Below are 16,108 nucleotides of genomic sequence, written 5' to 3' on the forward strand. Positions count from 1 at the left end.
CGCCTGCTGTGACACATTATCCGCGCATCATTGATGGAGAAAACCATGGCAACAAGCAAATCCAGTGGGCAGAAGTTCATTGCCCGCAATCGCGCGCCTCGCGTTCAGATTGAATATGACGTGGAAATTTATGGCGCGGAACGCAAAATTCAGCTGCCGTTTGTGATGGGCGTGCTGGCGGATCTGGTGGGTAAACCGCTGGAGCCGCAGCCGGGCATCGACGACCGCAAATTCCTTGAAATCGACATCGATAACTTCGATGAGCGCATGAAAGCGCTGAAGCCACGCGCCGCGTTCCAGGTAGACAACACCCTGAATGGTGAAGGCAAGCTGAACATCGATCTTACCTTCGACAGCATGGATGACTTCTCGCCGGATGCCGTGGCCCGCAACGTCGAGCCGCTGAGCAAGCTGCTGGAAGCGCGTACCCAGCTGGCAAACCTGCTGACCTATATGGACGGCAAAAACGGCGCTGAAGAGCTGATTGGTAAGGTGCTGCAGGACCCAACGCTGCTGCAGGCTCTGACCCATCTGCCTAAGCAGGATGAGGCCACTGAAGGTAAGGAGCCGCAGGCATGACGCAGACTTCACAACACCCCCAGTCGCAGGGCGCGGCCAGTTTCAGCCAGGATGAGTTCAGCGCGCTGCTGAACAAAGAGTTCCGGCCGAAAAGCGACCAGGCACGCGCCGCCGTCGAAAGCGCGGTGAAAACCCTGGCGCAGCAGGCGCTGGAGAACACCGTCACCGTCTCCAGCGACGCCTATCGCACCATTCAGGCGCTGATCGCGGAGATCGACGAAAAGCTGTCACAGCAGGTGAACCAGATTATTCACCATCCGGAGTTTCAGTCGCTGGAAAGCGCCTGGCGCGGCCTGAGCTATCTGGTGAACAACACCGAAACGGACGAGATGCTGAAAATCCGCTTTATGAGCATCTCCAAGCAGGAGCTGGGTCGTACCCTCAAGCGCTATAAAGGTGCTGGCTGGGATCAAAGCCCGCTGTTCAAGAAGATCTATGAGCAGGAGTATGGGCAGTTCGGCGGCGAGCCGTTTGGCTGCCTGGTGGGCGACTACTACTTCGACCACAGCCCGCAGGATGTTGAGCTGCTGGGTGAGATGGCGCGCATCGGTTCGGCCGCCCACTGTCCGTTTATCACCGGCACCGCGCCGGAAGTGATGCAGATGGAATCCTGGCAGGAGCTGGCGAATCCGCGCGATCTGACCAAGATCTTCCAGAACACCGAATATGCCGCCTGGCGCAGCCTGCGTGAGTCGGAAGATGCACGCTATCTGGGCCTGGTGATGCCGCGTTTCCTGGCGCGTCTGCCTTATGGTATTCGCACTAACCCGGTCGACAGCTTCGATTTCGAAGAGCAGACCGACGGTTCCGATCACGGCAACTACACCTGGAGCAATGCCGCCTACGCCATGGCCGCCAACATTAACCGCTCGTTTAAAGAGTATGGCTGGTGTACGGCCATTCGCGGCGTGGAGTCGGGCGGGGCAGTGGAAAATCTGCCGTGTCACACCTTCCCGAGCGACGACGGCGGCGTGGATATGAAATGTCCGACCGAAATCGCCATCAGCGATCGTCGAGAAGCCGAACTGGCGAAAAACGGCTTTATGCCGCTGGTGCATCGCAAAAACTCTGACTTCGCTGCCTTTATTGGCGCGCAGTCACTGCAGAAGCCGACGGAATATCACGATGCCGATGCCACCGCCAATGCCCGTCTGGCCGCGCGTCTGCCTTATCTGTTCGCCTGCTGCCGCTTCGCGCATTACCTGAAGTGCATCGTGCGTGACAAGATCGGCTCCTTCCGCGAGCGCGATGAGATGGAACGCTGGCTGAACGACTGGGTGATGAACTATGTCGATGGCGATCCGGCTAACTCCTCGCAGGAGACCAAGTCACGCAAGCCGCTGGCGGCTGCCGAGGTGAATGTGGAAGAGCAGGAAGATAACCCAGGCTATTACGCCGCGAAGTTCTTCCTGCGTCCGCACTACCAGCTGGAAGGCCTGACGGTGTCTCTGCGACTGGTCTCTAAGCTGCCGTCACTGAAAAATGATAATGCGTAAGGGCTGAGTTGCAGTGGTATCAGGCGCGAAAGGGTTTTGCGCCTGATGTCTCACAGAAAGGTTGCTGAGATGAACGTCAGGGAGGATGACAGGATGGTTAAAAAATTAGTTCTGCATTTACTACGTTATTTACTGGTTTTTATTTCAGCCCTGATTTTATCCACCTGCGCAGGTTATTTTATTTTCTTCTGTGACTGGAATGTCACGATGATCAGGAAAATAACTAACGGCATTCTGATTACTCTTTCAGTCACTGTATCGTTAAGTTTTTACTGGGCGGCGGGTAAGCTAAGGAAATTTATTGAGTGCTTGTCTGCTTCCTTAATAACGGGTCAGAACCTCAATTTCTCATCATGAGAATTCAATAAATACATTGCCCGGCCTGGTGCCCGGCAACGCACTATCTGAAATATGGTTTATGACGATATTTCAGAAGCAAGGCAAAGGTAAAATATGGACTGTTTTATTCAGCCCCATGCTTTTCTTTTTGCCATATCCTTGCTTTTTTGAAAGCAATAATCTCAACCAATAAAGAGTGAAAGATAATGGCTATTGATATGTATCTGAAGGTAGACGGCATTACCGGCGAATCTAAAGATTCAAACCACACTGGATGGATCGATATTGACTCCTTTTCCTGGGGTGCCAGTCAGCCAGGCAATATGAGCGTGGGTGGCGGTGGCGGTGCGGGTAAAGTTAATTTCAACGACCTGCACATCAACGCCAAAATCGATAAGGCGGTCACTGCACTGCTGAAAAACTGCGCCAGCGGTAAGCACGTCGCGAAAGTCGAAGTGTCAGTTTGCAAAGCGGGTGGCACCCAAATCGAATACACCCGCATCACGCTGGAAGATGTGCTGGTGACTAACGTTCAGTTTGTGGGTTCTGAACACGACGACACCCTGGGCGTAACTTATGCCTTCCAGGCTTCTAAAGTGAAACAGCAGTACTGGGAGCAGAGTTCTTCCGGTGGTAAAGGCGCAGAAACCAGCGCTGGCTGGGATATCAAAGGCAACAAAGAAGCGTAAGAAGCGATACGCCTCCGTACAGGAGGCGTATCTCTCCTGGCCAGAGAAGCACGCGTCGTCATGCGCATTCTCCAGCCGGTTTACACGGATTCTCTGAATCAACATTATTGTGCGGAGAGAGTAAATGAGTATTTCTGGCTCGGTTGGTGTCGGTGGCCGTAATCAGTACGGCGACGTGAAAACAGTACAACAGTTGTTACAGCGCAATGGATATCCACAACTCCGTGCCGATGGCCGCATGGGACCCAAAACCATTGAGGCGATTAAGCAGTTTCAATCCCGTTTTATGTCTCGCCCGGATGGTGTTGTCGATATCCATGGCAAGACGTGGAATACGCTTTCTAATCCTTCAGGTAGCAATACAATAAACCCTCCGTCTACGCCATCAGAAAATATTAATAATAATTCTGGTCGCCTTACTGTGAGTGCCGGACAGGTTACCTTCGATGCCGAAGGTAATGATAATCCCCATAGTCCTTTTTTTAGCCGGCATATACACTGGCCTGGTGGTAAGTCAGGCGTAACCATTGGCCGGGGTTATGATATGGGAGGAAGAAGTTCAGATGAAGTCTATCTGGATCTTATTCGGGTTGGAGTTGAAGAACAGCAGGCAAGAGCGCTATCTTTAGGTGCTACTAAAAAAGAAACTTCAGCGCAATTATGGGTAAGAAGAAACAAAATAGAGTGCGGTGTAATTACGCGTGAATCGCAGGCCAGGCTTTTTGAAACTATCTATCCTATATATGTAAGTCGGGCCAGATCGGTTTATTTATCAGCGACTGCGGAGAAAGCTGAAAGAACGAGTTGGGATGAATTAAAACCGGCGATAAAAGATATCGTGGTGGATTTGGTTTATCAGGGAGCTGGTTTTAAACTTAACATGCAAGCCGCTATGTATAATGATATTGACAAGCTGGCTGATTTTATTGATAGTTCAAGCTTTCTTCAACAGTATGAGAAAGGCCGTAATCGTGCTCGTTATCTTCGAAGCCGGAAATGAAATGGGAGATGTATGAAAAAGTTGTTATTTATCTCGATGTTAGCAGCTGGTTTTTTTGCGGTGCAGCCTGCTTATGCAACAACGGACTGCTCACAAGGTAATAATGTTCAGGAAGTTTATTCCTGTGCCCAAAAAAACAGAAATGAAACTGAGCTTGATTTAAATAAAGAATATAAACTTGCTAAAGGAAGAGTTGAAACACTTTTTAAAGGTGATGATAAAGAGTTAAGTCAATATATGGATACGTTGACTGAAGCTCAGCGAGCCTGGCTGAAATATCGAGAGAATGACTGTAAGCTGGCATCTTATGCTGCAGATAAGGGAAGTGATTTAAGTAACGCTAACGTCAATATGTGCACTTCAGAACTTAATGAGCAAAGAATTAAAAAACTTAAGTTACTACCTTATCATTGATAGTGAAAGTACTGTTGACAGTGTTGAAATTTGCATGCCGTGAAAAAATTAAGCGTTATATGATTTCTTAAAATTATTTATCAGCCCCGATAAAGTCGGGGTTGATAAAAATTTGGTTTGTATTAAAACGGCTGAAAAAAGTATGAAAAGACTACATGAAGTGGCTTTGATCGCTGTCTCTCTTTGCATAAGCGCTTCAGCATTTGCTGAAGATACCTGTGCAAAACAGCCATCAGACGGTGCATTGTTTCAGTGTACTGTTCAGCAGAAGAAGCTGGCGGAAGATGACCTGAACAAAGCGTACCAGACAGCTAAAAAACGCATTGTACAGATGTACGGCACGCAGAAAAAACTGGCTGATGACTATGTCGCCACGCTGGTGGATACGCAGCGCAGCTGGCTCAGGTATCGTGACGGTCAGTGCAAACTGGAAGCCTTTGCCGCTGAAGAAGGCAGCAATGCGAATGCGGTTGCCACCAGCCTCTGTGTTATCCGCATCGACAAAGAGCGTACTGCTATTCTGAAGCAACTGCCTTACTGATTACGTTGTCGTGCTCAGTCTTTACAGAATGGGCACGACATTAATTATAAAATAACTCTCTGCATTACGCTGTAATCGCGTTTATTAAATTCAGGTAAGTAATATTTTGTTAATTATATTCCTGCGGATTACGCACTGTTGATTTGTATGGAAGCTAAATTCGAGTCTATTTTTATTCTTATCCCATCGTTCATTGGGATTAATTTTTTTCGCAATAATCTTATTTAAAAAAGCTGCCTAACCGCTCTGTTTAAATAGGTAAGTCAGCCCAGCGATAATATAAAAACCCAACCCCACTATTAAAAACTCACCGCTCCCTATACCCCGCGCCTTTCCCCGAGAGGTGTGCGGTATAGATGCCGAACCGCTAACCGCAGGAATCCGTTATGCGCTTTACGATAATAACGACTAAACCCGGCCAACAGCCGCCTCAGACTCATTGTGATTTCTTCCCGCCCGGCGGCACCATTGGTCGCGGCGTGGATAACAATCTGGTGCTGCCGGATGACGACCGAACGCTCTCCCGGCTGCAGGCCATTGTGCACATCACCGCGAACGGTGAATGTCGCCTGACTAACCGTGGCAATGTGACGCGCGTGCTGCTCAACGATATTCCGCTGGAACGCGGTCGTCAGGTTGAGCTGCAGGATGGGGACATACTGGGCATTGATGATTATCAGCTGCTGGTCAGCGATCTCAACAGTGCGCAGCTGCCGCAGGCTGAAAGGGCGGTTTCGCGTCCGGAGCCGGTCCAGCCCACAGCGCCTGCTCGCGAACCGGCAGCGGAAAAAGCGAGCACCACCGCCGCCATCCCCAGCGAAATCTGGGACAGCCTGGCGAAAGAGTTTTCGATTTCTGACGATCTCTCTAAACGCAAAGCGGTGCCGGAGATGCCGGATGCCCATCCGCTGACCGCGCCCGCCATGCCAGACCGCAATCCGGAAGATCCGCTGGCACAGCTGATCAACGATGCGCCGCTGGATTATGGTCAGCAGCCCAAAAACAGCAGCCTGTTTGACGACGGCGATGCGCTGTTCGCGCAGCAGAGCATTTTTGACGACCGCACGCCGAGCACGCTGGCGGCTCAGCAGAACACTACGCCACCGCAGGCTGAAACGCCTGCCGCTGAACTGGATCCACTGAGCCTGTTCGACGGCGAGAGCAGTGCGGACGTGCGCAACCATGATGATCCATTAGGACTGATGATGGGGAACGCGGTGCCGCTGGCGCAGCCGGAGCCAGCGAAACCGGCGACGCTGCATGTGCCGCCTCAGCAAGAGGCAAGGCCTGAGCCGGTTGCCGCACGCTCACCTGAGCAGGCCTCCGTCAGCCTGAACGAAATGAATCACTCTCCGCTGTTCAGCTTCGGTGAATCTCAGACCATTAACCCTGATGCTCACAGCCAGCCCCACAGCGAAACCCCGCGCCAGGCACCACTGACTGATGAGGCGGAGTCCGGCCAGCCGGAAGCGGTGAATCCGCAAAACGACTACGGCGGCATTACGCTGCCGACACCGCAGGCGGTGCAGCGTACTCCTTCTCCGACGCCAAAAGGGCGGCTGCGCATTGATCCGGTTGCCTCGGGTCACCAGCATGCCGCCGCCGTGCAGCCCTCCACCTCCAGCCAGAGCAGCGGCGACGCCCTGAAAGGCGAACTGCTGGACGCGCTGCTGGAAGGGATGGGCCTGCGCGATCTGCAGCCGACGCCGCAGTTTGACCGTGAGCAGATGCTGCAGTTTGGTCAGATGCTCAGTATGTTCTCGCAGGGTACGGTCGCGCTGCTCTCGTCGCGCTCGATCCTCAAGCGTGGCGTCAAAGCCGACATGACGGTGATCCTCGACGACGCCAACAACCCGTTCAAGCTGCTGCCATCGGGCAAAACCGTATTAATGCAGATGTTCGGCAGCCGGATGCCGGGCTTTATGCCACCGCGTCAGGCGGTGCGGGATGCGCTGATTGATTTGCAGGCGCACCAGCTGGGCATGATCGCCGGTATCCGCGCCATCATCGCCTCGATGCTGCAATCCTTTAATCCCGAGCAGCTGGAAGATGAGGCGCGTCAGGCGGGGTCGGTTTCCCGTATCGGCCTGCCGGGTAGCCGTAAAGCGGCGCTGTGGGAGCATTTTGTTGAGCGCTACGGCGAGACAGCGGGCGAGATCGAAGACGATTTCCACACCCTGTTTGGCGAAGCGTTTCTGCACGCCTATGACCTGGAAGTTAATCAGTACAAAGACTCACAAACCCACACGGATGACGCATGAATATCACTATTGCCTCGACGTCGAACCAGGGCGATCGCGCCAGTAATCAGGATCAGATCGGTGATGTCATCGGTAAGCGCTCCGCCTGCTTTGTGGTGTGCGACGGTGTGGCCGGGTTTCCCGGCGGCGACAGGGCGGCCGCCATCGCCCGCAGCAGCCTGCTGGAAGCGTTTGATGGGGATGCGCATCTCAATGCGCAGTCGATTCGCAACTACGTCAATCACGCGAATCACGCTATCCGGCAGCAGCAGAAAGCCAGCAGCGAGCACAGCCGGATGGGCACCACGCTGGTCAGCCTGTTCATCGACCGCGACTACCATCTTGCCTGCTGGGCCCATGCCGGTGACAGTCGCCTTTATCTGTTCCGCCGCGGCTATCTCTATCTGGTCACCACTGACCACAGCCTGGTACAGCAGATGAAAGATGCCGGACATCGTACCGAAGGCATCAACAGCAATCTGCTCTATTTTGCACTGGGAATGGGTGATGAGCAGCGCGACGCCAGCTACAGCGACGTGGTCGGGATTGAGGATGGCGATGCCTTTCTGCTCTGCACCGATGGTTTCTGGCACGGCGTGACGCTGGAGCAGATGCAGCAGTCACTGCACATGGTGAATACGCCGGAAGAGTGGCTGACGCTGATGCAGCAAATCATCAAAAACGATCAGTCAGATCAGGGGCAGCAGGATAATTTCAGCGCACTGGCCGTCTGGATTGGATCGCCCCAGGACACCACTTTGCTGCACTCGCTCTCTGAAGCGGCGCAGTTCTTCCCTCTGCGAGATTGAGAACGCCAACATGAAATATGGATTACTGGGTCTGGCTGCGCTGCTGCTCAGCACGCACGCTTATGCTGAAAACTATCGCATCGTTCAGTCCCCGGCACAGAAACTGGATGTCTGGATTGATGACGTCAAAAATAATCAGCTGTCGAGCTGGTGTAACAGCACCATTAACCTGCGCATCGTCACGCTGGGTGAGAAAAACGCGTCGGTGCTGAAAGAGTTTCTGCCACGGGTGGCTGGCCTGATGGCGTCGCAGTGTAAACCGCTGCAGCAGCTGCACTGGCAGCTGACCGATACAGCGGGCAGTGAAATCGCTACCGGCAGTGCCGCCCGGGCGCAGCAGTGGAAGACCGTGGTGACGCCGCCCGCGCCGCCAGCACAGCAACAGCCAGCCACGGCTGCCGTGCCTGCGGACCCATTGGTCAATGCCGCCCAGGCGGATACCTCGCCATGGCTGCAGTTCAGCCTGCTCGACGGCTGCCATTTCCGCACCTGGTGGCAGCATCCGGCGCAGGGCAGCGCAATGTTTGTGCCGGCTAAGCAGGGGCTGGTCTGCGGTTCCGATGGCTGGCTCAGCGGACACAGTCGTCTGACGCAGCAGGGCAACGGCGCACCGGCAACCGTCGGCGTGACCTTCCTGCAGGGCTTCCCGGTGATGGGGCTGAACAGTCAGTCGCCCACCGCCGAACTGCACATCACCACGGTTAATAGCGAGCGCATGGTGCTGAGTAACGAGAAATCCCCGGACAGCTGGCTGGTTCTGCCGTTCAGCAACCGCTTTAACGGCTGGCAGGCGACCCGTCAGGTGGTGGTGCTGATGCCCGCCAGTGAAGCCGCTGATGAGAGTGCTTTGCAGGCACGTCTGCAGGAAGTCCGTAAAGTCTGGTCACCGTGGGTCAGCGGCAATACCACGCTGAGCGTGCAGCTGGTGGAAAAACTGCACCCTGAACTGAAAGATCCCGCCGCTGCGGTTTATCGCACCCTTAACTGACGCAAAAGGAGTTTGCATGGAATCCTTACAACATCATCTTGCGAACGCCACGCTCAGCGAGACGCTGGCTGACGTTACCCGCCAGATTCAGGCCAATCCGGCGAACGCCGATCTACGCGCCGCCTTTGTGCAGCTGCTCTGTCTGGCGGGCAACTGGTCGCGTGCGCAGACGCAGCTGCAATCCTGGCTGGCGTTAAGCCCGCAGGCGCAACCTACCGTCAATCTGTTGCAGCAGGCGATTGCTGGTGAGCTGCAGCGTGACGCCGTGCTGCGTGGCGTGGCACAGCCGGTGCTGCCGGGCAGCGCGTGGCACTGGTGCGATACGCTGCTGGCCGCGTTGCAGGCCGAAACCGCGGGCGATGTCGCGCGCGGCAGCGCACTGCGTGCTGACGCGCTGGAGCGTGCGGCCGCCAATCCCGGCACCGCGACTCAGCAGGATCAGCCGACAGCCTTCAGCTGGCTGATGGATGGTGACAGCCGTTTTGGGCCGGTGTGTGAAGTGATCAATCAGGGCCGTTATTACTGGATCCCGTTCGCCGCCATTCGTGAGATGCAGTTCCAGGCACCCGCCAGCGTCACCGATCTGGTGTGGCGTCATACGCGGGTGCAGCTGGTGGATGGCAGCGAGCAGGTGTGTCAGATCCCGGCGCGCTATCCGCTGCTGGCGGGTGCGGATGAGCGTTTTCTGCGTGCCAGCGTTACCGAATGGCAGCCGCTGAGCGACGACCCGAACCAGTTTATCGGCCAGGGACAAAAAATGTGGCTCAGCGACAGCGCAGAGTTCTCGCTGCTGAGCCTGCAGCAGGTCGCGTTTGATAATACAGAGTCTGCCGATGAGTCATGATTCCGGCGCACACAATGATGGCTATGCCCAGCTGCATGGCGGCTTTCGCGCGCGCAAAAAGCGCGATGCCCTAACCGCCCGCGACAAGCTGCAATCCTCATTGCTGGATCGCCTGACCGACAACGCGCCGGACAGGCAGCAGGAGGCGGAAAACAGCATGCTGATCAGCCACAGCACGCTGCGCCGCCACGTCCTGCGCGATCTGCAGTGGCTGTTCAACACCATTAATAACGAAGCGCAGCAGGACCTCAGCGGCTTCGGTCAGGTGCAGCGCTCGGTCTGGAACTTCGGCGTTGCGCCGCTGGCCGGGCAGAACATCTCCGATATCGAATGGCAGGATATGCAGCGCAAAATGACCAACGCCATTCTGCACTTCGAGCCGCGCATTCTGCCGCAGGGACTCCAGGTGCGCTGCGTCAGCGATCTCGGCTCGCTTAGTCTGCACAACGTGCTGTCGATTGAGATCAAAGGGCGGCTCTGGTGCGTGCCTTATCCGCTGGCGTTTCTGTTCCGCACTCAGGTTGATCTGGAGAGCGGCCATTTCGAACTTCAGGATGCAGGGTAATCATGGACAGCAATCTGCTCGACTATTACAACCGTGAACTGGCTTACCTGCGCGAGATGGGGGCGGAGTTCGCGACGCGTTACCCTAAAGTGGCGGGACGTCTCGGCATGCATGGCATCGACGTGGCAGATCCCTACGTCGAGCGACTGATGGAAGGATTCGCCTTCCTGACGTCGCGCGTGCAGCTGAAGATGGATGCGGAGTTTCCGCGCTTCTCGCAGCGTCTGCTGGAGATGATTGCGCCATCCTATCTCTCACCAACCCCGTCAATGGCGATCGCTCAGCTGACGCCGGACAGCCGCAAGGGTGACATCACCCAGGGCTTTCGCGTGCCGCGCGGCACCATGATGGAGAGCCAGAACCTGAAAAAAACCGGGGTGACCTGCAGCTACACTACCGCGCACGATGTGATACTGCATCCGCTGCGCATCAGCGAAGTCACTCTCGGCGGCGTGCCCGGCGATCTGCCCTCCGGCGAACTTAAATTGGGTGGTCTGGGGGCGGTCAGTGCGCTGCGTATCCGCATCACGTGTGAAGGGATCTCCTCGCTCAGTCAGCTCAGTGTGGATGACCTGATGCTGTTTCTCAGCGGCCCGGATATCCAGGCGCTGAAACTGCTGGAGCTGCTGATGCAGCACCGGGTGGGCATCGTGCTGCAGTCGGTTGAGAAGCGGCCGCAGCGTCAGGTGCTGACGGATGAGGCCCTGCAGCAGGAGGGCTTTGCGCCGGAGCAGGCGCTGCTGCCAGACGATCTGCGCAACTTCGACGGTTATCGTCTGTTGCAGGAATATTTCGCCTTTCCGGCACGTTTCCAGTTTATCAGCCTGAGTCAGCTCGGCCCGTTCCTGCGCCGCTGCGACAACGCCACGGCATTCGACATCATCATCCTGCTCGACAAAGCGGACAGCGCGCTGGAAAGCGTGGTCGATCACAGCCATCTGGCGCTGCACTGCACGCCGGTTATCAATCTGTTCCCGAAAACCGCCGAGCGCCTGAAGGTCAGCGACAGCCAGCATGAATATCATCTGGTGGTGGATAACATCCGGCCACTGGATTACGAAGTGCATTCGGTGCAGCGGCTGTTCGCCACCGTAGAAGGCCAGCGGGAAGAGCAGGTTTTCCGTCCGTTCTGGAGCACCTTCAGCGGTGACCAGGGTGACTACGGCGCTTACTTCTCGCTGCGCCGCGAACAGCGCACCCTGTCTGAGCAGGCGCAGCGCTACGGCACGCGCACCGGTTACATCGGTTCAGAAGTCTTTCTGTCGCTGGTGGATGAACATCACGCGCCGTGGCGCGATGACGTGCGCTATCTCTCCGCCGAGGTGATGTGTACCAGCCGCGATCTGCCGCTGATGCTGCAGCAGGATCAGGGCAACTTCGTGATGCCGGACTCCATTCCGGTGTCGGAACTGAAACTGTGCAAAGGGCCGACGCCGCCACGTCCGGCACTGGCCGAGGGCCTTTCGGCGTGGCGGCTGATCAGCCATCTGCAGATGAACTACCTCAGCCTGATGGACAGCAGCGATGGCGAGGGCGCGGCGGCGCTGCGCCAGCTGCTGAGCCTCTACGCTAACCTGGCGGAAGCGCCGGTTGCCCGCCAGATTGACGGCATCCGCCATTGTACGCTCAGCGCGGTCAACCGCCGCGTGCCGGAGCCGGGTCCGGTGGTGTTTGCGCGCGGTGTCAGCATCACGCTGGAAGTGGATGAGCAGGCGTTTTCGGGCGCCAGCCCGTGGCTGTTTGGCAGCGTACTGGAGCGGGTCTGTGGCCGCCTCGTGGCACTGAATAGCTTCACGGAGTTCACCCTCAACAGCCAGCAGCGCGGCGAAGTGGGCTACTGGCCGCCGCGCATGGGCCGGAAAGCGCTGATATGAGTGGCGAAAAAGTCATTACGCTGCCGCGCCTGACCCGACTGCCGGATGATTTCTGGCAGAAAGTGATGGCCGCGCCGTGGCGCTACGATTTGTTCCAGCTGCTGCGGCGGCTGGATGCGCAGGGCGGTCAGCGCTATCCGCTGGGCCGTGCGCCGCTGCCGAAGTTCGAATCGGTGCGCATCGGTCAGACGCCGTCACTGGCGTTTGCGCCCGCCACCGTCGCCAGCGCCACGGCACGTGAAGAGTCCGGACGCCATGAGCTGTCGATCTACAGCTTTGGCCTGTTTGGTCCCAACGGGCCGCTGCCGACCCATCTGACTGAATATGTGCATGAACGGATTGTGCATCATCAGGATCACAGCCTGTCGGCGTTTGCTGACCTGTTTCACCATCGCGCTACGCTGCTTTTTTATCGTGCCTGGGCCGATGCGCAGCCGACCGTATCGCTGGATCGCCCCGACGACAGTCGCTTCCTGAACTATCTCGCCTGCCTGGCGGGCATCGGTTTACCGGCCCAGCAGCAGGCCAGCTCGCTCAGCCTTCATGCCCGACTGATGCTGGTGGGTCACCTCAGCCGCCACGGCCACGATGCCGAAGGGCTGGTGCGCATTCTGCGCCACTACTTTGGCGTGCCGGTCCGGCTGACGCAGAACCTGCCGCACTGGCTGACGCTGGACAGTCGCGATCAGGCCCGGCTGGGCGCGGGACGTCACATGCCCCGGCTGGGCGCTTCTGCATTTCTCGGCGTGGCGGTGCGCGACGTGCAGCACCGTTTTCGCCTGCACCTGGGCCCGCTCAGCGCCGCGCAGTATGCCCGTTTTCTGCCGGATGCCCCCGGCGCGCAGGAAGTGCGCGACTGGGTGCGTCACTACCTCGGCATCGAAATGCAGTGGGATCTCAGCCTGATCCTGGCCGCTGACGAGGTGCAGGGCGTGGCACTGGGCGGCACTGCCCGACTTGGTTACACCAGCTGGCTGGGGCAGATGCCGCAGCCGCAGGATCGAGAAGATTTTATGTTTGAGGTTGAGGCGGCTTCGCGCTAGCCCAGCCGCTTTCCCTGTTACACAGCCTGCGTCTTTCATTGAAGAGAGCCCCCTATGTCAGAAATCAGCCGTGCCGTGCTATTCGGCAAACTGGATACGCTGTTATTTACCTCGCTGGAAAGCGCCACCGCCTTTTGCAAACTGCGCGGCAATCCCTATGTCGAGCTGGTGCACTGGCTGCATCAGCTGATGCAGCAGCAGGATGGCGACTTACAGCAGGTCATCACACATTTTTCACTGGATGAAAAGGCCCTGACTCAGGACATCGTTGCCGCGCTGGATCGCCTGCCGCGCGGTGCCAGTGCGGTCTCCGACCTCTCTGAGCATATCGACAGCGCCGTCGAGCGGGCGTGGGTTTACGCCTCGCTCAAATATGGTGCGACCCGCATTCGCGGCGGCCATCTGCTGATCGGCATGCTGAAAACCTTCAACCTGGCCAGCGTGCTGAAGGGCATCTCCGGCCAGTTCAGCCGCGTCAACGCCGATGCGCTGCTGGCGGAGTTCGACACGCTGCTTAGCAACAGCAAAGAAGCCCAGCAGGCGATGAGCGCACCGGCGGATGCCGCTGGCGCACCCCCTGCGGCCGGTAGCAGCACGCTGGAGCAGTACGGGCAGGACCTCACTGCGCGCGCGCGTGAAGGCCGCATCGATCCAGTGACCGGGCGTGACGATGAGATCCGCCAGATGGTCGATATCCTGATGCGTCGTCGCCAGAACAACCCGCTGCTGACCGGTGAAGCGGGCGTCGGCAAAACCGCGGTGGTCGAGGGCCTTGCGCTTCGTATCGCGGCGGGCGATGTCCCTGCGCCGCTGCGCGATGTGCAGCTCTGGCTGCTGGATATCGGCCTGCTGCAGGCGGGTGCCGGGATGAAAGGGGAGTTTGAAGCGCGACTGCAGGCGCTGATCAATGAGGTGCAGTCCAGCCCGACGCCGATTGTGCTGTTTGTGGATGAGATCCACACCCTGGTCGGCGCAGGTGGTCAGCAGGGCACAGGCGATGCCGCCAACCTGCTGAAACCGGCGCTGGCGCGCGGCCAGCTGCGCACCATCGGCGCGACCACCTGGGCCGAATACAAAAAGTACATCGAGAAAGATCCGGCGCTGACCCGTCGCTTCCAGACCGTGCAGGTGCAGGAGCCGGATGAAGCCAAAGCGATTCTGATGCTGCGCAGCACCGTCAGCGCGCTGGAGAAACACCATCGCGTGCTGCTGCTGGATGATGCGGTCAGTGCGGCGGTGAAACTGTCGCATCGCTATATTCCGGCGCGCCAGTTGCCGGACAAAGCCGTGGCGCTGCTGGATACCGCCTGCGCCCGCGTGGCGGTCAGCCAGGGCGCGCAGCCTGCGGCGCTGGAAGATTGCCTGCACCGTCTGGCGGCGCTGGAGATTGAAGCGGAGATCATTGACCGCGAAATCCGGGTGGGTCTGGGCGATGTGACCCGACAGCAGGCGATTACCGCAGAGCGAACGGGGCTGGAAGCCGAACGCGATGCGCTGCAACAGCGCTGGCTGCAGGAGCGCGAACTGGTCGAGACGCTGATTGCGCTGCGCGCCCGCTGTGTGACCGAAGAGGATGCGGCGCTGCGTGAACAGCGTGATGCAACGCAGCAGCAACTCACTGCGCTGCAGGGCGACACGCCGCTGCTCTTTGCCGCCGTCGATGCGGGCGTGGTCGCCGCCGTGGTCTCTGACTGGACCGGTATTCCGCTGGGCCGGATGGTGAAGAATGAGATCGACGCCGTGCTGAACCTGGCTGACACTCTGAACCAGCGCGTTATCGGCCAGCGTCACGGCCTGGAGCTGATCGCGAAACGGGTTCGCACCACGCGCGCTCGTCTCGATAACCCCAACAAACCGGCGGGCGTCTTTATGCTGTGCGGGCCTTCCGGCGTCGGCAAAACTGAGACCGCGCTGGCGCTGGCCGAGTCACTGTATGGCGGCGAGCAGAACATCATCACCATCAACATGAGCGAGTTTCAGGAGGCGCACACCGTCTCGACGCTGAAAGGCGCACCGCCGGGCTACGTCGGCTACGGCGAAGGTGGCGTGCTGACCGAAGCCGTTCGCCGTCGTCCCTATAGCGTGGTGCTGCTGGATGAGATTGAGAAAGCCCATCCGGATGTGCATGAGCTGTTCTTCCAGGTGTTTGACAAAGGCTGGATGGAGGATGGCGAAGGCCGCCACATCGATTTCCGCAACACCATCATCATTCTGACCTCAAACGTCGGTACGCAGTTAATCAGCGCGATGTGCGCCGATCCTGAGCTGATGCCTGATCCCGATGCCCTGAGCACCGCGCTGCGTAAGCCGCTGCTGGAGGTGTTCCCGCCTGCGCTGCTGGGCCGTCTGCTGGTGGTGCCGTATTACCCGCTCAGCGATGAAATGCTGGCGGAGATTGTGCGACTGCAGCTGGCGCGCATTGTGCGTCGTCTGGCCGACAACCACGGCATTGAGGCGCAGATCGAAGAGTCGGTAGTGAGCCAGATCGTCCAGCGTTGCACCGAAGTCGAGTCGGGCGGTCGCATGGTCGATGCCATCCTTACCAACACGCTGTTGCCGCAGATGAGCCAGATACTGCTGAGCGCCCATGCCCGCGATGAACGCTATCGCCGCGTTGAGGTGCGTTGTGAGCAGGGCGAATTTGTCTGCCAGTTCGCTGTTTAAAGCCCAGTCATCAGAGAGTTTTC

14 protein-coding genes are annotated in these 16,108 nt (G+C 57.7%); all 14 read left to right on the plus strand.

Annotation, left to right across the window (positions count from 1 at the left end; genetic code table 11):
• The first annotated feature begins 45 nt into the window (after positions 1-45).
• Positions 46-579, plus strand: a complete 534-nt coding sequence (gene tssB, locus NIM72_RS19660) for a type VI secretion system contractile sheath small subunit (protein WP_013357574.1) — start codon at positions 46-48, stop codon at positions 577-579.
• The gene (gene tssC, locus NIM72_RS19665) at positions 576-2,075 is read left to right on the plus strand and encodes a type VI secretion system contractile sheath large subunit (RefSeq protein ID WP_161736243.1); all 1,500 of its coding nucleotides are present in this window, start codon (positions 576-578) and stop codon (positions 2,073-2,075) included. The genes tssB and tssC overlap by 4 nt, the downstream gene beginning before the upstream one ends.
• A 545-nt stretch (positions 2,076-2,620) precedes the next feature.
• Complete coding sequence (locus NIM72_RS19670) at positions 2,621-3,103, plus strand: type VI secretion system tube protein Hcp (RefSeq protein WP_033779371.1); 483 nt, start codon at positions 2,621-2,623, stop codon at positions 3,101-3,103.
• Positions 3,104-3,227: 124 nt separating this feature from the next.
• On the plus strand, positions 3,228-4,103 hold the full coding sequence (locus tag NIM72_RS19675; protein ID WP_253421648.1) for a peptidoglycan-binding protein: 876 nt from the start codon (positions 3,228-3,230) through the stop codon (positions 4,101-4,103).
• Between the two features lie 12 nt (positions 4,104-4,115).
• Positions 4,116-4,517: a lysozyme inhibitor LprI family protein gene (locus NIM72_RS19680; RefSeq protein WP_222924158.1), complete on the plus strand. Its 402-nt coding sequence runs from the start codon at positions 4,116-4,118 to the stop codon at positions 4,515-4,517.
• A 142-nt stretch (positions 4,518-4,659) separates the two neighbouring features.
• Positions 4,660-5,058, plus strand: coding sequence for a lysozyme inhibitor LprI family protein (locus tag NIM72_RS19685; RefSeq protein ID WP_222924157.1), 399 nt, complete (start codon positions 4,660-4,662; stop codon positions 5,056-5,058).
• Between the two features lie 386 nt (positions 5,059-5,444).
• The gene (gene tagH, locus NIM72_RS19690) at positions 5,445-7,319 is read left to right on the plus strand and encodes a type VI secretion system-associated FHA domain protein TagH (protein WP_253421651.1); all 1,875 of its coding nucleotides are present in this window, start codon (positions 5,445-5,447) and stop codon (positions 7,317-7,319) included.
• Positions 7,316-8,107: a PP2C family serine/threonine-protein phosphatase gene (locus tag NIM72_RS19695; RefSeq protein WP_013357582.1), complete on the plus strand. Its 792-nt coding sequence runs from the start codon at positions 7,316-7,318 to the stop codon at positions 8,105-8,107. The genes tagH and NIM72_RS19695 overlap by 4 nt, the downstream gene beginning before the upstream one ends.
• Before the next feature lie 10 nt (positions 8,108-8,117).
• Positions 8,118-9,095: a hypothetical protein gene (locus NIM72_RS19700; RefSeq protein WP_222924155.1), complete on the plus strand. Its 978-nt coding sequence runs from the start codon at positions 8,118-8,120 to the stop codon at positions 9,093-9,095.
• Positions 9,096-9,111: 16 nt separating this feature from the next.
• The gene (locus NIM72_RS19705) at positions 9,112-9,939 is read left to right on the plus strand and encodes a type VI secretion system accessory protein TagJ (protein ID WP_161736252.1); all 828 of its coding nucleotides are present in this window, start codon (positions 9,112-9,114) and stop codon (positions 9,937-9,939) included.
• Entirely contained in the window at positions 9,929-10,504 is a 576-nt protein-coding gene (tssE, locus tag NIM72_RS19710) for a type VI secretion system baseplate subunit TssE (protein WP_253421654.1), read from the plus strand. The genes NIM72_RS19705 and tssE overlap by 11 nt, the downstream gene beginning before the upstream one ends.
• Before the next feature lie 2 nt (positions 10,505-10,506).
• Positions 10,507-12,378, plus strand: coding sequence for a type VI secretion system baseplate subunit TssF (gene tssF, locus NIM72_RS19715; protein ID WP_222924153.1), 1,872 nt, complete (start codon positions 10,507-10,509; stop codon positions 12,376-12,378).
• Entirely contained in the window at positions 12,375-13,421 is a 1,047-nt protein-coding gene (gene tssG / locus NIM72_RS19720; RefSeq protein ID WP_253421658.1) for a type VI secretion system baseplate subunit TssG, read from the plus strand. Before tssF ends, tssG begins: the two co-directional genes overlap by 4 nt.
• A gap of 54 nt (positions 13,422-13,475) precedes the next feature.
• Positions 13,476-16,085 carry a type VI secretion system ATPase TssH gene (tssH, locus tag NIM72_RS19725; RefSeq protein ID WP_253421661.1) on the plus strand — a complete coding sequence of 870 codons (2,610 nt, stop codon included), beginning with the start codon at positions 13,476-13,478 and terminating at the stop codon, positions 16,083-16,085.
• The last annotated feature ends 23 nt before the right edge of the window (positions 16,086-16,108 follow it).

This window comes from Pantoea sp. B550, assembly GCF_024158165.1.
In the GTDB taxonomy this organism is placed as follows: domain Bacteria; phylum Pseudomonadota; class Gammaproteobacteria; order Enterobacterales; family Enterobacteriaceae; genus Pantoea; species Pantoea alfalfae.